This is a genomic window from Rhodococcus sp. BP-241 (genome assembly GCF_019836145.1).
Classification (GTDB): domain Bacteria; phylum Actinomycetota; class Actinomycetes; order Mycobacteriales; family Mycobacteriaceae; genus Rhodococcoides.
Genome location: NZ_JABUEI010000016.1, coordinates 1 through 20,089, shown reverse-complemented (window position 1 = coordinate 20,089; position 20,089 = coordinate 1). Strand labels below are relative to the sequence as shown.

The window sequence follows — 20,089 nt, the reverse complement described above, 5'->3', positions numbered from 1 at the left end:
GCTCCCCGTCGATTCGGCGACGACCGGACACGGTCGCTCAGCTCCCGGTGAGCGACAGGTAGCCGACGGTCGCCAGGGCTGCCGCCATCGGCGCCGACAATCCCACCGCGCCGAGGCGGTCGGCAGCGGACGCCTTGACGGCGACCTGCTCGCGCTCCTCCGCTGTCAGGTCGAGCACGGAGACGATGTCGGCACCCACGACGATCGCCGCGAGGGCGTCGATTCTCGGGTCGTCGCACACCGGGTTCACGAGATCGGCGATCACGCGGTAGCGCACCTCGGGGGTCACCCTCGTGGTGCGGTACGGCACACCGAGAACTCGGGACCGCCCGCGTTCGAGCACCCCGTCCGCGATCGCACGATCGCGATGCTCCGCGTAGGCGCGGGAGCGCCGACGCAGCCAGTGCCGAATCTGGACAGGCCGGGCCTCCGTTGCTCGGCCCAGGGAGTCGGCGAGTGCGGAGACCCACCCGCGATCATTCACCGCGACCCGCGCGCCGAGAATCAGGTCACCGTCGATGTCGAGGACCTTGCTGACGGACAGTTCGGCGAGTTCGGCGAACGCGGTGCACTTGGCGGGGCCGAAACGTTGATACGGGCGCCCGTCCGCGGTGTGCAACAACGTCATCAGGGCTGCCGGGACGGTCAACTCACGAGGGGTCGGTCGGGTGCTGGTCACGTCGTGCCTCTCCGTGGATCGGTACCGGTTTCACGGCCGCGAAACCAGTGCGTGTCACACCACGCTAACAACGATACGTTCTCCTATCAATAGTTTTTGTTAGGAAAACCCAATGTCCACGTTGATCGACCACTGATGAGTAGGTGCGGAGGAGTTCGCACGATGGTCGAACAGATGTGCTGCGGCAATCATTTCCGTCCAAATTTTCCTGACAGTACTGTCAGATTCTGGTCACACCTACTAGATTTCGAATCATGACTCAGACGTTCGTCCGCTCGGCACGACGCGCGCAGCTCGTCGAGGCTGCCATTCGTTCACTCGCCGACCTGGGCGTCGAAGGAGCATCACTCTCACGCATCGCCGAGCACGCCGGTGTCAGCCGTGGGGTGGTGAACTACCACTTCCCGGGCGGGCGACGAGAGCTGTTCGAGGCCGCAGTCGACGAGATCTACGATCTGGGCCGCCGTGAAGTGCAGCCCGACACCGAGTCCGCCCCGTCCCCGCGACGCGGGCTGGCGTCGTTCGTCCGGAGCAGCATCGCCTTCTACGCCCGCCACCCGATTCATCTTCGAGCTCTCACGGCGATCTACACCAGCCGCACCGAGGACAGCCTGCGACGGGACGAGCGACCCGAGCACGCGACCGAGATGATGTCCGTCGCCGATCTTCTCCGACGAGGTCAGGTGTCCGGCGAGATGCGTGATTTCGATGTGACACTCATGGCGTTGACCATCCGCGCCGTTCTCGACACCGCGGTCGGGCTCACCGCAGCAGGAGCAGACCCCGGTGTTCTCGCGGACGAACTCGTGAACACCCTCGACGCCGCCACGCGGGCGCTCCCGTGAGGCGCGCACTCACTGCCGCCGTTGCAGCCACGACTCTGATGGTGTCCGCGTGCACCTCGACGGGGACCGAACCGGACACCGAGTCGAACCTGGTGGTGGACAGCACGACCGGAACCTTGCAGGGAGTCGCAGTCGGGAACACGCACCGGTATCTCGGCGTGCGGTATGCACAACCCCCCACCGGCGACCGCAGATGGACCCTTCCCGAGCCGGTGCCCGACACCGACGAGGTCCTCGACGCCACGCGAGCGGGCTCACCGTGTCCGCAGACCGGCGAGACCGCGCAGGCAGTCTCTTCGACAGACGAGGACTGCCTGTTCCTGAACGTCACCGTCCCGGCACGCGCGAGCGCCGAGCCCCGTCCGATTCTGATGTGGTGGCACGGTGGCGGATTCACCAGCGGAGCCGGCTCGCAGTACGACGCGCAAAAGCTCGCCGACCAGGGTGACGTCATCGTCGTCTCGGCGAACTACCGACTCGGGATGCTCGGATATCTTGGACTGCCCGGCCTGGCAGGATCCGGCAACTTCGGTCTCGCCGATCAACTGGCCGCCCTGCGCTGGGCCAACGACAATGCCGCGGCCTTCGGCGGAGACCCGGATTCGGTGACGCTCTACGGGGAGTCGGCCGGTGGAACCTCCACCTGCGCGGCGCTCACCTCACCGGCCGCCGAAGGACTGATCGACCGCGCCATCTTCTCCTCCGGTTCCTGCCGTCTCGCATGGCCCCCCGGCACCCTGTTCCCCGGACTACCCGCGTCATCGTCACTGATCCCGTTGTCCGACAGTGAATCACAGGGCGTAGCGGTCGCCACTGCACTCGGGTGCACCGACCCCGACCCGGTGGGCTGCCTGCGAGAACGACCCGTCGATGCCCTGCTCGGGCAAGCCGCGTCGTTCGGCAATCCGTTGGCCTACGGCACCGACCTGCTCCCACAGGAACCCGTACTCGCCGTCGAGGCCGGAGACTGGCTTCACGTGCCCGTCCTGACCGGCGGCAACCGGGACGAGCATCGTTCCTTCATCGGCGGCCTGCTCCTGACCGATCCCGCGGCGGTCACGGCGGACAACTACCAGTCCTTGATCCGAGCATCGTTCCCCGCCGACGCTGCATCCGTCGGCGCGCAGTACCCGCTGGCGGACTACGAGTCGGCGCCCGTCGCCTGGGCGACCCTGGTCACCGATGTCGCCTGGGCATGCACGACCTCCCGTGGCGCCCGTGAGCTCGCCGCCGACGGGACACCGGTCTACAGCTACGAATTCGCCGATCGCAGTGCGCCCGATGTCAGCGGAGTGTCGGCGTCCGGTATGCCGCAGGGCGCGGCGCACGCCACCGACCTGCCGTATCTGTTCGATCTCGGCGGCGAGAACCTCCTCACGGGGCCAGGGCAACGCGAGCTCGGTGACGCCATGGTGGCGGCATGGGCTGCGTTCGCCCACAACGGCACACCCGGTCCTGCCGACGGTGCCGAGTGGCCGGCCACCACCGGCATCGAGACCACTGTCATGCAGTTCGACAATGCCGCCACCGGCTCCGGGGTACACCTGATCGACCACCGCGCCGAACATCACTGCGCGTTCTGGGACACGGTCGACCGTGGCTGAGCACGCGCGAGAAAGGATCGAGTCGTGCGACGACTTGTCGTGACCCAGAACATCACGGTCGACGGGGTGATCGAAGCTACCGATGACTGGTTCGCGCGCGCCGGTCACGATCCCGACATGGACAGGGCGTTGGCCGCTCAGCGCGACGCATCCGACGGCTTTCTCGTGGGACGGAAGACGTTCGAGGGCATGCGCGATTTCTGGGCACCTCGAACCGATGACACGACCGGCGTGACGGAACATCTGAACCGCGTCGCGAAGTACGTGGTGTCCTCGACGCTGCAGGATCCGGGATGGGCGAACACCACAGTGTTGTCGGGTCCGCTCGTCGAGGAGATCGGACGAATCACCGCACTCGACGGCTCCGACATCGTCTGCACGGGAAGTATCGACCTCTGCCATGCCCTGATCGGCGCAGATCTCGTCGACGAGTACAGGCTCTTCGTCCACCCGTTCGCGAGGGGACACGGAAGGCGACTGTTCGACGGAACTCCCCCACGACACCTCGTCCTGCGGGAGTTCCGCGCCTTTCCTTCCGCGACTGTTCTCACCCGATACGACACGCAACGGATCACATGAGCGAGGGGCTCGCGGCCGCCCAGCGCGTCCCGTCGGAGGATCTGACGTCGTAGCCGGTGCGCGAGAGGTAGCCGACCTGCTCACGTTCCCGGAAAGTCCTCGCTCCTCGGCCATCGACGGCTCAGCCATTCGCGCCGACGGCGGTGCACTCCCCACGATCATCCGACAGTGGATCGACCTCGCCGACCGGACGTCATGGCAGGGGATGCACCAGTGCGACTGCGCTCTCGTGCGCTCGGGTGAGGGCGAGATCGAGTGGCATGCGCCGGAAGTCGTCGGACAAGATCTCCACACCCCAGGTTCCGTCGTATCCGACCCCGCGCAGAACACTGATCAGTCCGTTCAGGTCAAACACTCCCTCACCGCACAGTCGACGGTTGTCCATCGTGTCGTCGAACAATGACCCGACGACGTGCTCGTCGGCGTCATCGAGTTCCACACCGAACACGACGTCGCCGGTCAGGGAAGATCGCAGTTCGTCGAGGGTGGTGCCGGCCCGGAAGACGTGCCAGGCATCGACGATCACGCCGCACGCGGGATCTCCTGTGGCGCGGGCGAGGTCGGCCCCGTCCGGGATGGTGGAGATGATCGAGAACGGCATCGGTTCGATGGCGATGCGGGTGCCGCGCTCCACGGCCTCACGGGTCAACACGCGTAGCGCGTCGACAAGTGGTTCGAGGTCACGAGGCGACGCATTCTCCGAGCCGATCTTGATGTGCGTCGGCCGGAGGATCTCAGCGGCCTCCAGCAGCAGGTCGCGAGTGTCGTGGGTGCTTCCGTTCTCTCCTCTGGGGATCCACCACCGTTCCAGCAGTTCGATCTCGACATACCTCAACGGCGAATCGTCGAGCATGCTCCGCAGAGCCGGTAGTCCGATGTCCTCGCGAATGGCCGCGAGGTCCGCGGCGACGATCCCCATGCCGGCGAACCCGGCTCCGGAGACCGCCGTGATCCGGTCCTCGATCGGAATCGGACTCACAGCGTGTGGCGCGTCGGGGCGGACATCGCCCGCCGACGTCCAACACGCTGCGATCAGTTCCGTCGTCTTCGGGGCGATGCGTCGTTCCGGTACGCCGGTCATGGTCAGGATCCTGTCTGCGTCGGGGTACCTCGCGGCCACCGCGATGAGGACTGGTGCGACGTGGTCCGGATGCAGGACGTGACACCGGGGCCGAGTGGTTCCTCTGCAGTGTGCCGATTCCGATACCGTCGGATCAAGCAGGTGGACCCATCAAAAACCCCTCGCCGAGGTGAAGTGGCGCTGCCGGTCCGATCCGGTCGTGGCCGGACGATCGCGTCATACCGAGTGTGGGCGACTCAGCTTGTCGGGCACGTCGAGGCTCGGTCGAACGACGTCACCCATCGAAAGTCGGGACCCTGAAGCCATCTACCCTCGCGACGGCCCGCGTGATCCCGACGCGGGCAGAGCGACGTGGTGGCCGATCCGAACAGTGTCAGACCGTTCCGGCAGTGACGTCGCCGCCGTCGATGACCCACCGGGCCACCTCGACCGACGAGATCGACAACGCATAAGCGCGGGCCCGCAGCAGAGCCGAGGCTTCGTCTGCCGCCAGGTCATGACGTGCCATCAGCATGCCGATCGCGATGTTCGCAGACTGCAGATCGACATGGTGACGCATGAGACCGTCGATCCCGGCATGGCCGACGAGGTCGTCGCCCAGTACGCGGGCCAGCTTGGAAACGAAGACGTCGACTTCCCCGGGCCATCGACGCGTCGGTGGGGTGCGTCGGTACATCTGCATCGTCCCCGATGCACGATCACCCGAACCGATCGGATAGACCTGCACCCACCCCACGCCCAGCGACGACAACTGCTCGACGAGCGCCGGCCAACGCAACCGATCCAACGGATCACCCGACGTGATCGTGCACACCGCGTTGTCGTCGATCGCGGCACGATCCGGACCGCACCCGTGCACGTACAGCACATCCGCCACCGCCGTCGCCGATGCGCTCGTCGCGTGCACGAGCGAACGTGCATCCGAATTCTCGGCGGAGGTGACGATCACCGCGGCACCGTCGGCGCCGAGGAGGTCGATGCACACATCGACCCAGTCGCCGACACCGGCCAGTCCACCCAACGGACCATCATCGCCCGGTGGTGCGTCGTCACCGTCGTTCACGCCGATGCCCCCCGTTCCGAGCCGCCTCTGTTTCTCATCGTGCCATCGATCGGACCGGGAGGTTCGAAACGCTCATCGCTCGGGTGGTCTGCGCCGGGCAGCCTTCACACATCGACCGCGACGGTACGTCGCGCCCGGGATTCCGCTGAGTACTCAATTCGACACCTACCCCGATGTAGCATCGCGCAATGGCTCTACGGAACGCGATTCTCGCCGCACTCCTCGACGGTGAGTCCTCCGGGTACGACATGACGAAGAGCTTCGACATCGCGGTGGCCAATTTCTGGAGTTGCACCTCGCAACAGCTTTATCGCGAACTCGACAAGCTGGAGGCAGATGGCCTCGTCGAAGCACGCCTGGTCGAGCAGCAACGACGGCCGAACAAGCGACTGTTCAGGCTCACCTGCGAAGGACGAGCAGCGCTGCAGCAGTTCATCGTTCGCGAACCCAAGCCCACAGCCGTACGTGACGAACTACTGGTGCAGATCGAGGCAGTGGACGTGGGCGACGTCCGTGCGATCATGGCGCACCTTGACACAAGGGAGGCCGCCTCGACCCGCAAACTGTTGCAGTACGGGCAATCTCGAGAAAGTATGCTCGACGGACAGACCGAGGCCGAGTACCTCGCGGACACGGCGAGGATCGGGCACTTCCTCACCCTCGCACGCGGAATTGCTTTCGAGGAGGAGAACATCAGATGGTGCGTCTACGTGCGCGACATTCTGTCGGGCCGATCGACCTGACGCCCGGCGAACGGAACGTCTGACCCGTGCTGCCGGCGGACGGATCGGGCAGGAACGACGACCCTGGACACGGTGCGGTCACCGCAGTACTGTCGCTCTACAGTATTCAACAAATTGACTAGGGGGTGTCATGACGACCTTCCGCCAGGCGATCGACGCGCGAGATCTCGATGCCGTCGACGACATGTTGGCGGACGACGTCGTGTTCCGAAGCCCCGTGGCCTTCGCCCCTTATCAAGGGAAGGCCATCGTCTCCGCGATACTCCGCACCGTCCTCCAGGTGCTCGAAGGCTTTCACTACGTCCGGGAGATCCACGACGGACACGGTCGAGACCACGCGTTCGTCTTCGAGGCGACAGTGGACGGAATGTCGCTGACCGGGTGTGATTTTCTCCGGTACGACGATGAAGGTCGGATCGTCGACTTCATGGTGATGGTGCGACCACTGCGTGCGGCGGAGGCCCTGTCGGCTGCGATGGGCTCTCGCTTCGAGCAGATCAAGGCCGACGCCGTCGAGCGAAGCGCACGGTGACACTATGACCGCCTCCGGTGTTCTGCGCCTCGCGTGGCTCAGCAGACATCGAGCTCCGATCGTTCTCGCCCAAGGCATTCGGGTACGGCGCTCCACCCCACGCCTGCCCGCGGCACGCGGACTGAACGGTCGGATCGACGGGACCGATGCTCGGGCTGTGCAGCTCGTCGTGCTGGGCGACAGCCTCGCCGCGGCCGTGGGAGTCGATCAGCATGCCGATGCTCTGGGTGGACATCTGGCGAGGCGGATCAACGCACGAACGGGCAGGCCCGTCGAATGGACGATCGTCGGCAGATCCGGAGCGACCGCACGCGAGGTTCTGGGCCTCGTCGACGACGTGGTGCTCGGAGCTGCCGACATCGTGGTCGTCTCGGTCGGTGTGAACGACACGAAGAATCTCCACTCACGGGCGACCTGGCGGGCTCAGTTGTCGGCACTGCTCGATCGCGTCATCGACGCCGCCCCTCGTGCGGCGATCCTGTTCATTCCGCTCGCACCACTCGCAGAGTTCCCGGCCCTTCCCGCGCCTCTGAAGACGGTGCTCGGACGCCGAGCGGACGACTTCACTGCCATTGCAAGCGAGCTCATCGCGACACGTCCGCGAATTCTGCTGTCGGACGTGGCTTTCGAACCGTCGCATCGGATGTTCGCCTCCGACGGGTTTCATCCGTCGTCGGAGTTGCACGGAATCTTCGCCGACGGTGTCGTCACCGCACTCGACCGGGCCGGCACACACGGCGTGCTCGCGGCCGTGGAGCAGGAGCCACCACACCACCGTGCGTCAGCCGGAATCTTCGACGACCCTTCGAGCTGAGCACGCGCGATCGGCTTCGATGTGGAAGCGAGGCACTGTTCGGTCGAGGGGCGCCGGCAATCCTGCCACTCACAGGCCATGCCACCTGAGCTACGCGGGTGCGGAGTCGCCGAGTAGCACGGACACCGCGTGATCCACGTCGACCGTGGAATCGAGGAACGGGACAGATCTCAGGCACCCGGCGATGAGGTGGACGAGCATGTCGACGACGACATCGACGTCGAACCGACTCTCCACTTCCAGCCACCGAGCACTCGTCTCGTCCACAGCGGCAACGGCTGTCCGTCCGACCAACCTGATCGCGTCGTTGTGGGGATCGATGCCGAGCATGGCAGCGGCGGCGACGAGCGCTGCTGTGCGGGCATTCTCGAATACCTGCCACGCCTCGGGATCGGCGCCTCGACCGCCCAGAACCATCCGCAGCGCCAGGCCACGGTGTTCACGCAGATATGTCAGGTGTGCGGTCAGCGCTGCCCGGATCTGCTTGTCCGGGGTTGCGTCGGGGATGCCGTCGAACGCGCGCGCCATCGCCTCGGCGGTCGATCGCATGGCCTCGAGGTAGATGCCTCGCTTGGTGCCGAAGTAGTGGAACAACAGCCCGTGCGCGACGTCGGCCGTCTTGGAGATCTCACCGACGCCGACCTTGTCGTAGTCGTTCTCGGCGAAGAGCGTGACGGCGGTGTCGATGAGTCGCTGGCGGGTCTCCGCCGCCCGGGCGGACCGGGCGGTCATCTTGGCAGGCGGGCGCGACACGACGTCACTGTATCGGGAACAGCCGACCCGGGGTGAGTAGGTGACGGCCGCGATCGTCAGATGATCGGGGTGATGTGATCGTGCAGCTCGACCCCCAGCAGAGCCTTTCCGTACGTCTCGATCGACACTCGGGGCAGCATCACCGCGTGGCGCGCACCGACGTTCGAGTCGCGCCAGATCCGCTGCAGCGCATTCACCTCCGCGAAGGCGCCGGCGCCGGTGGCATCGAGCAACGTGTTGAGCGCCTCGTTGATGCTGCGCAGCGCGGTCGCAGCATCGCCGCGGACACGGGCCCGCGAGAGGAGGTCCGGATACTCCCCCGCGTCCGCCCACCGCTCGACATCGTCGGCTGCGCGGAAAGCGTGCAGGTGGGCGGTGTCGATCTTCAGAGCCGCCTCGGCCACGAGCATCTGAAACGCCACCGAGTCTGCCTGGCGCTCGAACACGGTGTAGGCGAGAGACTTTTCCGCAGCCTTGGTGCGCACCAGTTCCAGTGCAGCTCGACCCATTCCGAGCTGCGGTCCGACAAGGACCATGACCAGCATGGGGCCGAACGCGGACCTGGCGAACGCGGAATCGGTGCGCTCGGAGACATAGGAACCGCTGAAGGCACCCATCATCGAGAGCATCCGATGTTGGGGGACGAACACGTCGTCTGCGACGACGGTGTTGCTGCCGGATGCACGCATTCCGGTCACGTACCAGGTGTCGTCGACGTGGTAATCGGTTCGGGGGATCAGCGCCATTCCCTGATCCATCACCGTCTCGTCCTCGTCCAGGATCACCACGCCTCCGGTGCACCACGTGGCGTGCAGACTGGCCGAGGCGTACGGCCACTGGCCGCTGACGCAGTAACCGCCGGGTACCGGTCGCGCGGTGGCAGTGGGCGACACGACGCCGGAGATGATGACGTCCGGCCCGTCCGCGTACACCTCGGACTGCGCTTGCTCGGTGAACATTCCGAGTGCCCAGTGATTGATGTTGGAGAGCGTGGTGACCCACGCTGCGCCGCCGTCACCCTCGGCAATGGTGGCAGACACCTCGAGCATCGTCCGCAAGTTCGTCTCCAGCCCTCCGAAACGGGCCGGCGCTGCGATCCGGAACGCGCCGGAACGGCGGAGGGCGTCGACCGTGTCCTCGGACAACCTGCGCGCCTGCTCGTTCGCCGCGGCACCGGACTTCAGCTGCGGCAGCAGGTCGCGTAGCTGTCGTACTACCTCGGCACCGGTGTCGATGCCCGTGGTCGGTGCGGAGGACTCGGTCAGTGTCGTCATGGTGTCACTCTCGGTCGGGCCCCTGAGGAGCGGAGATGCGATCTGTGACACCGAACGTAGAGTTTCGTTGACTTCGTGTCAATATTGACATCGAGTCAACGACATGGCCTGATTGCCTCGTCGACCGCATCCGAAAGGAATCCGAATGAGCCCCACATCCGTGAGCCGGAACATCGCCGCGCCCCAGCAGAAGGTCTGGGAAGCCGTCTCCGACGTGACCACCTTCGAGCACTGGCACGCTCTGCACGCCGGCTGGGAAGAGCTACCGCCGAGCACGATCGAGGTCGGCGCGACGATGGTGGAGAAGATCAAGGTGGCCGCCCTGGTCGACACCATCACCTTCGAGGTGGAATCGTTCCGGCCGCCGAGCGAGGTCGTCTTCCGCGGCAAGGGTTCGACCGGCTCGAAGATCCACATGCGCCTGGGGTTGGACGCGTCCGGTGACACGACCACCGTCACCATCGACCTCGACGTCACGAGCCCGCTGCTGGTCGGCCCGGTGGGCAAAGCTCTGCGGGGAACGTTCGAGAAGCGGCTACGGGAGACACTGGACGGGTTGTCCCGACATGTGATCGCAGTCTGAGGTCACATCGGGGCGCACGTCGCGTCACGGGGAGCGGACCGCGCGACGTGCCTTCACAACGCATCCGGCCCGCCCCGAGTACGAACCAGCGCGGAGATCACCGGGTGGTCGAGACGATGACATTGGCCGCGACGATGAGCACCAGAGCCAGCATCTGCCAGGGAGACAGCACCTGCCCGAGGACGATCCACCCACCTACCGCGGCCCAGACGGGATTCACACTCGCCAGCGTTCCGAAGGCGCCGGCGTCGAGATGCCGCAGACTCACCATGTCCACCGCGAACGGCACCACAGAGGCGAGCACACCGCACAGCGCTGCCAACAACACGAATCGCGGCGACGGCGGATTCACCGTGAACAACGCCACCGCCACCGGAGCCCACACGACTGCCGACAGAATCGCCGCAGCCGAGGTTCCGCGAAAGCCCGAGAAGAGCGCTCCCACGCGCTGATTGAGCAGGATGTAGCCCGCCCACCCCGCTGCGGCGACGAGAGCCGCGACGACACCAGCGATGTCGGAGGTCCCGCTCGGTCCGACGAGAGCGATGACACCGACGGCGGCCAGTCCGGCGCACAGCACGTCGAGGGCGCGGCGCGACCCGGCGACCGCGACAGCCAACGGACCGAGAAACTCCAACGTCACCGCCAGACCCAGACCGATGCGCTCGACGGCGAGGTACAGGCTCAGATTCATGACGCCGAACACCGCAGCCAGCGCCATCACCGCCACCACTTGAGTGCTCGTCATCGAACGGAAGCGCGGCCGCGCCACGAACACCATGACCAGCGCCGTGACCAACTGGCGCACGGCGACCACGCCCACGGGACCCATCGCGGGGAAAGCCAGAGCGCCCGCCGCTGCGCCGGACTGGTTGGCCGCAGATCCAGCGAGCGCGGCCGTCACGCCCACCGATCGGCGCCTGCCGTTCTCCGGCCGGGCACCGGCCATGTGAACTCGCGAACCCTGCGACGGACGTTGCCTGAGCACCATGACGAGAACCGTAGGAACAGCTCCAGCCAAAACTGAAATGCATACAACGCTCCGGGTATGCTCTGCGGTTATGACGTGGTCGTCTCGCGAAGTGGTCTACTTCGTCGCTGTCGCCGGCTGTGGGTCGTTCACGGATGCGGCCATCGAACTCGGCGTGTCCCAAGCGGCCGTCTCTCGCGCCATCGCCGCCACCGAGAACCGGCTCGGCGAAAGACTTCTGCGTCGCACACCTCATGGCTGCGAACCGACCGCTCTCGGACTGCAACTCCTGCCACAGGCGCGCCGCATCCTGTCCGAACTCGACGTGCTCGACGACATCGCTCGCACCAGGCGCCGACGGTTACGTCTGGGCTACGCGTGGGCCGCGGTCGGTCGTCACACCACACCACTCCTGCGTTCGTGGCCCGCCGAGCATCCGACAATCGAACTGCAACTCGTACGCCACAACTCCCCCACTGCCGGACTCGCGGAAGGTTTCTGTGACGTCGCCGTCGTCCGCACACCGGTGAACACCTCTCGATTCGACACCGTCGTCGTCGGACTCGAGAGACGACTGGCCGCGTTCGCGACCGACGACGCACTCTGGCGCCGCAGGCGGACACTGACCATGGCCGAGGTGGGCCGTCGCACGCTCGTCGTCGACCCTCGAGTGGGTACGACGACTCCCGCGCTCTGGACCCACGACGGCACCGACCCCGTACCGGATCTCATCGAGACCACCGACGTCGACGAGTGGCTCGACACCATCGCGGCGGGCCGAGGAGTGGGCTCCACCGCCGAAGCCACCGCCCTGCACCATCCCCGATCCGGGGTCACCTACCGACCGATCACGGACGGACCGAGCATCCCGGTCCATCTCGCGTGGTGGAGACATGAACCGCCGATCGGACTGCGCGAACTGGTCGACACTCTCACGTCGTTCTACTCGACGTGACCGTCCGCGCCGTCACGCCCCCGATGTCGACCCTGTGGGGAACATGCACGAGTGACGCGTGACATTCTTTCGACGCGGAGCGGCTGGGGCGAGCACTCGCGATGTCGCAATGCGCTGTCTTGCAGAGCATCTCAGTCACACAGTCAGGGGTAGCATTCGCTGCTACCACACCCTGGTCCTGCTGACACAGCGCACATCAGCGCGCACGCGGAGCGTCGCAAGGGCCTTCATTGGTCGTGCGCACTCGTTTCGGCCAGCATCGAGACCTCTCCGAAAGGACAGTCTCGGTGCGCAACAGGTCAGTTCGAGCGGGAAGTCCGCCGCCCGTCGATCTCCCCAGGGATGGTGATGGCAGTCACATCGACTGTCGAACCGTTGCCGACCACAGGAGACGACCATGGCCATCGAGCTCAACCAGATCTGGGACTTCCCGATCAAGGAGTTCCACCCCTTCCCTCGCGCCCTTCTCGGGGTCGGCGCACACGACATCATCGGCGTCGAGGCCAAGAACCTGGGCTTCAAGCGATCACTTCTGGTCACGACGGGCCTCCGGGGATCGGGGATCATCGAGGAACTGATCGGGAAGATCGAATACCAGGGCGTCGAGGTCGTGTTGTTCGACAAGGTGGAGTCCAACCCCAAGGACTACAACGTCATGGACGCCGCCGCGCTCTACCAGAAAGAGAAGTGCGACAGCATCATCTCCGTCGGTGGCGGCTCGAGTCACGATGCAGCCAAGGGTGCACGCGTCGTCATCGCGCACGACGGACGCAACATCAACGAGTTCGAGGGCTTCTCGAAGTCGACCAACAAGGAGAACCCACCGCACATCGCTGTCTCCACGACGGCGGGTACGGGCTCGGAGACCTCGTGGGCCTACGTCATCACCGACACCTCCGACATGGACAAGCCCCACAAGTGGGTGGCATTCGACGAGGCCTCCATCGTTACCGTCGCAATCGACGACCCGCTACTCTACTACACCTGCCCGCAGCACTTCACCGCGTACTGCGGCTTCGACGTCCTCGCCCACGGAAGCGAGCCCTTCGTCTCCCGGCTGGACTTCGCGCCGTCGCTGGGCAATGCGTTGTATTCCGTCGAACTGGTCGCGAAGAACCTCCGCGAAGCGGTGTACGAGCCTCGGAACCTGAAGGCCCGCGAAGGAATGATGAACGCGCAGTACATCGCCGGGCAAGCCTTCAACTCCGGCGGCCTCGGCATCGTGCACTCCATCTCGCATGCCGTGAGCGCTTTCTTCGACAGCCACCACGGACTCAACAACGCCATCGCTCTTCCGCGGGTCTGGGAGTACAACCTGCCGAGCCGGTACGAAAGGTACGCGCAGCTGGCCGGCGCCCTGGGAGTCGACACCCGCAACCTCACCACCGTGCAGGCCGCGGATGCTGCTGTGGAGGCGGCCATTCGACTGTCGAAGGACGTCGGCATCCCGGACAACTTCGGAGAGGTGAACACCCGCCTATACGACAAGAACCGGATGAACACGGGCAAGTACACCGGCCGCGGAGACGTCATCACCGGAGACGAGAAGACCGTCCTCGCCATTTCCGAGCACATCCAGGACGACTGGTGCACGCCGGGCAATCCCCGCGAGGTCACGGTCGAGTCGATGATTCCGGTCGTCGGTCATTCCATCAACGCGTCGTACTGACACACGAAAGATCACGGAAAGGACCACGACTATGACCACGGCCGGACCCTTCGTTCGACAACAGGAGACCACTTCTGATCTGGCGACGCCCGCGGACGTGCGCGCATCGCTCCGGGAGACCGGGTACATCGCGACCGACGACCTGTCGGTGGTGGTGCACCTCGCCATCGCGCTGGATCGCCCGTTGTTGCTCGAAGGTCCGGCCGGCGTCGGTAAGACGGAACTGGCCAAGGCGCTCGCCCTCGCGGGAGGGCGTCGGCTGGTCCGCCTGCAGTGCTACGAGGGTCTCGACGACAATCGCGCGCTGTACGAGTGGGACTACGCGAAGCAGCTGCTGCACGTCCAGATGTTGCGGGACCGCATGGGGGCCGAACTCGCAGACGCACCGGATCTCGCCGCAGCGTCCGCTCTGCTGTCCGACACGGATTTCGGTCTCTACTCCGAGGGCTTCCTCGCTGTCCGACCCCTCCTCGACGCGATCCTCTCGGAGCAGCCGGTGGTGCTGCTCATCGACGAGGTCGATCGCACCGAGGAAGCGATGGAAGCGCTGCTCCTCGAGGTGTTGGCGGAGAAGCAGATCACGATTCCCGAAGTCGGTACGTTCCGGGCGCGGACCGATCCATGGGTGATCCTGACGTCCAACGACACTCGCGAACTGTCGGCCGCACTCAAGCGGCGCTGCCTGCACTTCGCGGTCGATTTCCCGAGCGCGGAGGTCGAGCGCGAGATCGTCTCCTCACGTGCACCGGAGGTGGAGGAGTCCGTGGTCGCTGACGTCGTCGACCTTGCTCGGTCGATGCGGGAACTCCCCCTGCGCAAGAGCCCGTCGGTCTCCGAGGTCATCGACGCAGCCCGAGCCGCGATGATCCTGAAGGAGCACGACACCGAGCGCACGAGGGAGTTGCTGTCCTCCGCACTGCTGAAATACGTGAGCGACGTCGAACTCGTTCGGCGACAACGAGAACCCTCTGCACCGCACGACACTGCCGACCGTTCGGGTCCACCGCCCAGCATCGCCAGTCGACCACCCAACAGCACCACCGCTGCTTTCCGCGGACACGGCGGACGTGACCGTGGCGGAGTCGGGAAGAAGGCGTGACGTGACAACCACGTCCGCCACTCCGGCACGGGTACTCGACGTTCTGTCGGCCGTGTTCGGCCGGCTCCTCCGCCGATTCGGTGTCGCGGCGTCGCCCGCCGAGGTGATCGAGGTGAGGCGGGTTCTGGGCCTGATCGGCGCCTCCGACACACCGCTTCTTCGCTCGGCACTGCGCGCGACGTGCGCGAAGTACCCACACGAGCAGGAGGGCTTCGACCTGGCGTTCTCGGCGCTCTTCGATCCCGTTCTCCCGATCGACGAGCCAGGACGCACGGCGAGCGCGGCGGCGGTGGCCGGTGGATTGCCCACGGACCTGGAGGTCTCCGGCGAAGAGCACACCACCGCCCGCTACGCGGACTTCAACGAGCGCGCCGCCGACGTGGGCGAACACTTCGACACGCCCGATGCCGAGCAGGGGTTCAATCCGCACAAGGACGACGACGATCTGAGCCTCACGAGCAGCGACTCTCAGGTGTCCGTGGACGCTGATTCCGCGTCGGGTCGCCGCGGAGTCACGTTCACCGTGGACGTGGACCGTGCCGACAGCGCGACGGTCGGTGAGTTGTCGTCCGATGACGCGGTCGTGTCGCAGGGCACTCTTCGGTGGGACGACCCGAACGGGATTCTGGGCTGGCTGGACGCCTACGATCCCGCGGCGGTCTACGGCGACGCACTCGACGCGGGGGAGATGACTCGAACCCAGCTCGATCGACTCGCGGAGGCCATCGAGGCCTTCGTCGATGCGCTGGCGCGCAGCGCTGGGGGTACGACACCCGCGACGGAGGCCGATCCGAACGCCCTGTCTCGCGTCGACGTGGACGGGGCGTGCCGGGAGATACTCCGCCGGATGAGGGGGGCGCCCAGACCTCGACCTCGTGAACACGGTCGCGGCAGACTCGACATGCGCAGGACCGTGCGCGCCGGGATGCGGACCGATGGGGTGCCGTTCCATCTGATCGTGCGCACCCCCGTTCCGGAACAGGTTCGACTGCTCGTACTCGCCGACGTCTCCTTGTCCGTTCGGCCCATCACCGCATTCACCCTGCGACTCGCGCAGAGCATGCGCCACCGGGTCAACAGATGCACGGTGTTGGCCTTCGTCGACCGACCGGTCGACGTCACGGACGAGTTGGCTCGAAGCACAGGCGACGACGCTCTCGCCACGGTGCTGTCCAGTCCGGAACTGGACCTCGAAGCCAGCAGCGACTACGGACGCGTGCTCGACGAGGTACTCACCCACCACGGCTCGTTCATCACATCACGGACGTCCGTCATCGTCGTCGGCGACGGCCGATGCAACGGTCTCCCCGCGGGAGTGGACAGGCTTCAGGAGATCTCACGCCGGGTTCACCGACTGGCATGGATCACCCCGGAATCTGAGCGGTACTGGGACCAGGCATCGTGCTCCATGCGCGAGTACGCAGACGTGTGCGACGGCGTCGTGGTGGCCCGCGATGCTCGGCAACTCATCGACCGAGCACCCGAACTCGGCAACGCTCTGCGGTGACGGTCCTGCCCGATCGGGCAGGTATCGACAGGCCGTTGCGCCGTAAGCTGGATCACATGTCCGGATTCTCTGCACCGTCCTCGGCGCATTCGGCGGACCCGACTGTTCCCGGCCTGGACGTTCCGCTCGGTGACGTCAACGCCGTCGGCCGGGTCGTCAAGTTCCACGCCCCCGAGATCGTCTTCGGGGTGGGTTCCACCGGCGAGGTCGCGCACGCGGTCGCGAGACTGGGAGGAGTGCGCCCGTTCCTGGTGACCGACGTGGGACTGCTCGAGGCAGGGTGGGTCGCGGCGATCGAGAAGGAATTACGAGAGCACGGCATGGCACCGGTGGTGTGGGCGGACCCGACCCCGAACCCGAAAGACCACGAGATCGCGGCCGGCCACGTCGTCTATCGCGACCGCGGATGCGACGTCCTCGTCGCAATCGGTGGCGGTAGCGTCATGGACGCGGCGAAGGGCGTGGCCATCCTCGCGTCGAACGGCGGTCGCATCCTCGACTACGAGGGCGTCGACACGGTCGAATCACCCATCCCGCCTGTCGTGATGGTCCCCAGCACCGCCGGCACCGGCGCCGATGTCTCTCAGTTCTGCATCGTCACGGACACCGACCGTGGCACCAAGATCACCATCCTCGGCCGTGCACTGGTCCCGGACATCACGATCATCGATCCGCGACTGCTCACCACCATGCCGGAATGGCTCAGTGCGGCCACCGGCCTGGACGCCCTGACGCACGGGATCGAGGCTTTCGTCTCGCTCGCCCACAATCCCCTCACGGACCACCATGCCCTCCGGGCGGTCACTCTCGTCATCGAGACTCTCGCCCACACGATCGCAGACCCCGACGGACTTCCTGCGCGCACCGTGATGGCCCAGGCCAGCCTCGAGGGCGGACTCGCGTTCACCAATGCCATCCTCGGAGCCGCGCACGCGATGAGTCACCAGGTGGGTGGTCTTCTCGACCTCCCCCACGGCGTCATCAACGGAATACTTCTGCCGCATGTCATCCGCTTCAACGCAGGCGCCGACGGCCGGCCGTACGTGCCCGTCGCCGCGAGTCTCGGGCTCCCCGAGGCCCGCGGATCGGCCGCGGAGGCAGCGTTCGCGGTCGCGGATCGTGTCGAGACTCTGGCGCGGGCCGTCGGGGTTCCCCGCACACTCGGGAACATCGGCGTCACCGACGCCGATGTCGAGCGCCTCGCGGAGTTCTCGCTCCGCGACGCCTGCATGGCCACCAATCCGCGGCCGGCCACTCAGAGCGATATCGCAGCACTGTTCCGGAAAGCACTGTGACTCAGCGCGAACCGGTGACGGACCTGTCCCGCCTCACCGGCCTGCGATCGTCGAAGAGCACCTACTACCCGCAATACCGGGGAGCCGCCGAACGGGCCGAACGGATCTTCCACGCCCTCGATCTGGTGTCGCGTGCACTCGTCCGCACGGTCGAGGGGCCCGAGACCCTGATCTGTGCAGTGGCCGAGGCCGCTCGCGCGCACCTCGGCGCCCGCTGGGTCGTCTTCGCCCTCACGGACGGCGCACTTCCGGACGCCGGCCCTCGCCGCCTGGTCCTGGGCCCCGACGCGACACCGTTTCTCGTGGGCGACGTCGAGGGCCCTCCCCTGCCCGACGACGTGGTCAAGTGCCTCGACGACATCCGCCGAGCGCGGGTGCAGGGTGGCATTGTCACAGAACCCCACTACGCGTTCGTCCCCATCGATTCGGTGGGCGGCGCTGTGGGGGCGTTCGCCGCGTGGACCGGTGAGCATCGGACTCTCGATGCCACCGACGGGGCCGTCCTGAGCATCCTCGCCTCGCAAACTGCGGTGGCGCTGCAGAACTCGGCCCTGTTCCAGAATGCCCGCCGCACCGCGGCGGACCTCGCGGTGCGTAACGCTGAACTGGAGACCACGCAGCGACAGCTCGGCGCGGTCCAGCGCCACCAGGTAGTGGACGAGGAGCGGCACCGCATCGCCCGTGAACTACACGACAGTGTCACCCAGGCAGTGCTGTCCGCCGGTATGCAGATCGAGGTGTGCCGCAGCGAGATCCCCGACGCGGAACGCCGAGATCGCCTCGATCTGGCGAAAGACCTGACCAAGCGTGCAGTCGAACAATTGCGATCAGCGATCTACGCGCTGAACCACGCGGGTGACTCTGATCGGTCCACACTCCCGGAGATGCTCGATCAACTCGCTGTCGTGCACATGCCGGACGAATTGCAGGTCAAAGTGAACACCGTCGGTAACGCTGTCGAGTTGTCGAGCGACCTCGAGCACGCGGTCCTTCGTATCGCCGGTGAAGCGTTGTTCAATTCGGCGGTGCATTCGAACGCCTCCCGCGCGGCACTCCGCCTCACGTATCGCGACCACTCGGTACTGCTGACAGTCGACGACGACGGCGACGGCGATCCCCGCGATCTCCGCGTCGTGATGCGACTCGCGGAGACCAACGACCTCGGCGGCTCACACCGCGGTCTCGTGAACATGGCGGCGCGCGTACGAGAGTTCGACGGCACCTTCGACGTCAGACGTTCGCGCCTGGGCGGGATACGCATCGCCGCAACGATTCCGATCGGAGCATGATGACCTCCATCCTTCTCGTCGACGACCACGCGATCCTGCGCCAGGGTCTGCGTTCCGTCCTCGAACGTGAGCCCGACCTGAGAATCGTCGGCGAGGCGGCATCACTCGACGAAGCCACCACGACGGCGGCTCACCTCACCCCTGACGTGGTTCTGATGGATCTCAAGCTCTCCGCCAGTTCGGATTACGAGGGTCTGACCCTGTGCCAGAAATTGTCGAAGTCGCATCCGTCCATGGGCCTGCTCGTGCTCACCACGTTCCTCGACGAACGACTCGTCGTCGAAGCCGTTCATGCGGGCGCACGCGGCTACGTGGTCAAGGATGTCGACACCACGGAACTCGTGCGAGCCATCCGTGCAGTGTCTCGCGGCGAGTCCGCGTTCGACGCCCGCAGTGCATCCGCCGTGGTGCGGTCACTGAACCGAGGAGGTGAACCCGACGGGAGACTGACCGAGCGCGAACTCGAAGTCCTGCGCCTGCTCGCGAACGGCATGTCCAACACCAGGATCGGTACCGAACTGTTCATCTCGGCCACCACAGTCAAGTTCCACGTCAGCAATATCATGCGCAAATTAGGCGTCAGTCGCCGTGCAGAGGCCGTCTACGCTGCGAGCAAGGGCGGCTTGATCTAGCTGTTCTTCGCGGGGAGGTTGTGGACGGTGAGTCGCTCGATGGGTGACTTGCCGTCGATGCCTGTGTGGGGTCGGTGGTGATTGTAGTGATGGACCCAGTCCTGGTAGGTCGCTGCGCGGGCT

At 65.9% G+C, this 20,089-nt stretch carries 21 protein-coding genes; 14 read left to right on the top strand and 7 right to left on the bottom strand.

All coding sequences use genetic code 11. The annotated features are described in order from the left end of the window. Positions 1–37: 37 nt before the first annotated feature. Complete coding sequence (locus tag HQ308_RS21420) at positions 38–679, bottom strand: GPP34 family phosphoprotein (RefSeq protein ID WP_222647843.1); 642 nt, start codon at positions 677–679, stop codon at positions 38–40. 254 nt (positions 680–933) lie between these two features. On the opposite strand from HQ308_RS21420, the gene HQ308_RS21415 reads away from it, so the two are divergent. From HQ308_RS21415 to HQ308_RS21405, 3 genes are read left to right on the top strand one after another with little or no spacing between them, the layout of a single operon-like run. Then, positions 934–1,524 carry a TetR/AcrR family transcriptional regulator gene (locus tag HQ308_RS21415; RefSeq protein ID WP_222647842.1) on the top strand — a complete coding sequence of 197 codons (591 nt, stop codon included), beginning with the start codon at positions 934–936 and terminating at the stop codon, positions 1,522–1,524. Positions 1,525–1,562: 38 nt separating this feature from the next. Beyond that, positions 1,563–3,128, top strand: a complete 1,566-nt coding sequence (locus HQ308_RS21410) for a carboxylesterase/lipase family protein (RefSeq protein WP_222647879.1) — start codon at positions 1,563–1,565, stop codon at positions 3,126–3,128. 24 nt (positions 3,129–3,152) lie between these two features. Then, entirely contained in the window at positions 3,153–3,707 is a 555-nt protein-coding gene (locus HQ308_RS21405) for a dihydrofolate reductase family protein (protein ID WP_222647841.1), read from the top strand. Between the two features lie 193 nt (positions 3,708–3,900). Here HQ308_RS21405 and HQ308_RS21400 read toward each other — a convergent pair whose 3' ends face one another. Continuing rightward, positions 3,901–4,788 carry a sugar phosphate isomerase/epimerase gene (locus tag HQ308_RS21400; RefSeq protein ID WP_222647840.1) on the bottom strand — a complete coding sequence of 296 codons (888 nt, stop codon included), beginning with the start codon at positions 4,786–4,788 and terminating at the stop codon, positions 3,901–3,903. A gap of 373 nt (positions 4,789–5,161) precedes the next feature. Beyond that, positions 5,162–5,851, bottom strand: a complete 690-nt coding sequence (locus HQ308_RS23060) for an ANTAR domain-containing protein (RefSeq protein WP_222647839.1) — start codon at positions 5,849–5,851, stop codon at positions 5,162–5,164. A gap of 188 nt (positions 5,852–6,039) precedes the next feature. On the opposite strand from HQ308_RS23060, the gene HQ308_RS21390 reads away from it, so the two are divergent. From HQ308_RS21390 to HQ308_RS21380, 3 genes are all read left to right on the top strand, one after another. After that, positions 6,040–6,594: a PadR family transcriptional regulator gene (locus HQ308_RS21390; protein ID WP_222647838.1), complete on the top strand. Its 555-nt coding sequence runs from the start codon at positions 6,040–6,042 to the stop codon at positions 6,592–6,594. A 130-nt stretch (positions 6,595–6,724) separates the two neighbouring features. Continuing rightward, a complete protein-coding gene (locus tag HQ308_RS21385; RefSeq protein WP_222640147.1) occupies positions 6,725–7,126 on the top strand; it encodes a nuclear transport factor 2 family protein in 402 nt (133 codons plus the stop codon). A 4-nt stretch (positions 7,127–7,130) separates the two neighbouring features. Next, a complete protein-coding gene (locus HQ308_RS21380; RefSeq protein ID WP_222647837.1) occupies positions 7,131–7,940 on the top strand; it encodes an SGNH/GDSL hydrolase family protein in 810 nt (269 codons plus the stop codon). 90 nt (positions 7,941–8,030) lie between these two features. Here HQ308_RS21380 and HQ308_RS21375 read toward each other — a convergent pair whose 3' ends face one another. Continuing rightward, positions 8,031–8,693 carry a TetR/AcrR family transcriptional regulator gene (locus HQ308_RS21375; protein ID WP_222640156.1) on the bottom strand — a complete coding sequence of 221 codons (663 nt, stop codon included), beginning with the start codon at positions 8,691–8,693 and terminating at the stop codon, positions 8,031–8,033. A gap of 56 nt (positions 8,694–8,749) precedes the next feature. After that, complete coding sequence (locus HQ308_RS21370) at positions 8,750–9,967, bottom strand: oxidoreductase (protein ID WP_222647836.1); 1,218 nt, start codon at positions 9,965–9,967, stop codon at positions 8,750–8,752. A 145-nt stretch (positions 9,968–10,112) separates the two neighbouring features. Here HQ308_RS21370 and HQ308_RS21365 point away from each other — a divergent pair, with 145 nt between their 5' ends. Next, the gene (locus tag HQ308_RS21365) at positions 10,113–10,550 is read left to right on the top strand and encodes an SRPBCC family protein (RefSeq protein WP_222647835.1); all 438 of its coding nucleotides are present in this window, start codon (positions 10,113–10,115) and stop codon (positions 10,548–10,550) included. A 97-nt stretch (positions 10,551–10,647) separates the two neighbouring features. Here HQ308_RS21365 and HQ308_RS21360 read toward each other — a convergent pair whose 3' ends face one another. Next, on the bottom strand, positions 10,648–11,541 hold the full coding sequence (locus tag HQ308_RS21360; RefSeq protein WP_261776426.1) for a DMT family transporter: 894 nt from the start codon (positions 11,539–11,541) through the stop codon (positions 10,648–10,650). Between the two features lie 70 nt (positions 11,542–11,611). Between HQ308_RS21360 and HQ308_RS21355 the strand changes: the two genes are divergently transcribed. The 7 genes from HQ308_RS21355 to HQ308_RS21325 all read left to right on the top strand — a co-directional run bounded on the left by HQ308_RS21355 (position 11,612) and on the right by HQ308_RS21325 (position 19,966). Continuing rightward, the gene (locus HQ308_RS21355; RefSeq protein WP_027507092.1) at positions 11,612–12,475 is read left to right on the top strand and encodes a LysR family transcriptional regulator; all 864 of its coding nucleotides are present in this window, start codon (positions 11,612–11,614) and stop codon (positions 12,473–12,475) included. 397 nt (positions 12,476–12,872) lie between these two features. Then, positions 12,873–14,144 carry an NDMA-dependent methanol dehydrogenase gene (mdo, locus tag HQ308_RS21350; RefSeq protein ID WP_222640167.1) on the top strand — a complete coding sequence of 424 codons (1,272 nt, stop codon included), beginning with the start codon at positions 12,873–12,875 and terminating at the stop codon, positions 14,142–14,144. A gap of 31 nt (positions 14,145–14,175) precedes the next feature. Continuing rightward, a complete protein-coding gene (locus HQ308_RS21345; RefSeq protein ID WP_222640175.1) occupies positions 14,176–15,243 on the top strand; it encodes a MoxR family ATPase in 1,068 nt (355 codons plus the stop codon). Between the two features lies 1 nt (position 15,244). Next, on the top strand, positions 15,245–16,750 hold the full coding sequence (locus HQ308_RS21340; RefSeq protein WP_222647834.1) for a VWA domain-containing protein: 1,506 nt from the start codon (positions 15,245–15,247) through the stop codon (positions 16,748–16,750). Positions 16,751–16,806: 56 nt separating this feature from the next. Then, entirely contained in the window at positions 16,807–18,045 is a 1,239-nt protein-coding gene (locus tag HQ308_RS21335; protein ID WP_081821461.1) for an iron-containing alcohol dehydrogenase, read from the top strand. Next, on the top strand, positions 18,042–19,334 hold the full coding sequence (locus HQ308_RS21330) for a histidine kinase (protein ID WP_308115855.1): 1,293 nt from the start codon (positions 18,042–18,044) through the stop codon (positions 19,332–19,334). Before HQ308_RS21335 ends, HQ308_RS21330 begins: the two co-directional genes overlap by 4 nt. Further along, on the top strand, positions 19,334–19,966 hold the full coding sequence (locus HQ308_RS21325; protein WP_222640465.1) for a response regulator transcription factor: 633 nt from the start codon (positions 19,334–19,336) through the stop codon (positions 19,964–19,966). The genes HQ308_RS21330 and HQ308_RS21325 overlap by 1 nt, the downstream gene beginning before the upstream one ends. Here HQ308_RS21325 and HQ308_RS21320 read toward each other — a convergent pair. Then, on the bottom strand, positions 19,963–20,089 hold a 127-nt coding region (locus HQ308_RS21320; protein ID WP_222647877.1), incomplete at its 5' end, for an integrase core domain-containing protein. The genes HQ308_RS21325 and HQ308_RS21320 overlap by 4 nt on opposite strands.

Bases quoted from the DNA above. Each gene is read 5' to 3' on its own strand.
- HQ308_RS21415 (WP_222647842.1), top strand. From the start codon at position 934: ATGACTCAGACGTTCGTCCGCTCGGCACGACGCGCGCAGCTCGTCGAG.
- HQ308_RS21410 (WP_222647879.1), top strand. From the start codon at position 1,563: ATGGTGTCCGCGTGCACCTCGACGGGGACCGAACCGGACACCGAGTCG.
- HQ308_RS21400 (WP_222647840.1), bottom strand. From the start codon at position 4,788: ATGACCGGCGTACCGGAACGACGCATCGCCCCGAAGACGACGGAACTG.
- HQ308_RS21390 (WP_222647838.1), top strand. From the start codon at position 6,040: ATGGCTCTACGGAACGCGATTCTCGCCGCACTCCTCGACGGTGAGTCC.
- HQ308_RS21385 (WP_222640147.1), top strand. From the start codon at position 6,725: ATGACGACCTTCCGCCAGGCGATCGACGCGCGAGATCTCGATGCCGTC.
- HQ308_RS21380 (WP_222647837.1), top strand. From the start codon at position 7,131: ATGACCGCCTCCGGTGTTCTGCGCCTCGCGTGGCTCAGCAGACATCGA.
- HQ308_RS21370 (WP_222647836.1), bottom strand. From the start codon at position 9,967: ATGACGACACTGACCGAGTCCTCCGCACCGACCACGGGCATCGACACC.
- HQ308_RS21365 (WP_222647835.1), top strand. From the start codon at position 10,113: ATGAGCCCCACATCCGTGAGCCGGAACATCGCCGCGCCCCAGCAGAAG.
- HQ308_RS21360 (WP_261776426.1), bottom strand. From the start codon at position 11,541: ATGGTGCTCAGGCAACGTCCGTCGCAGGGTTCGCGAGTTCACATGGCC.
- HQ308_RS21355 (WP_027507092.1), top strand. From the start codon at position 11,612: ATGACGTGGTCGTCTCGCGAAGTGGTCTACTTCGTCGCTGTCGCCGGC.
- mdo (WP_222640167.1), top strand. From the start codon at position 12,873: ATGGCCATCGAGCTCAACCAGATCTGGGACTTCCCGATCAAGGAGTTC.
- HQ308_RS21345 (WP_222640175.1), top strand. From the start codon at position 14,176: ATGACCACGGCCGGACCCTTCGTTCGACAACAGGAGACCACTTCTGAT.
- HQ308_RS21335 (WP_081821461.1), top strand. From the start codon at position 16,807: ATGTCCGGATTCTCTGCACCGTCCTCGGCGCATTCGGCGGACCCGACT.
- HQ308_RS21325 (WP_222640465.1), top strand. From the start codon at position 19,334: ATGACCTCCATCCTTCTCGTCGACGACCACGCGATCCTGCGCCAGGGT.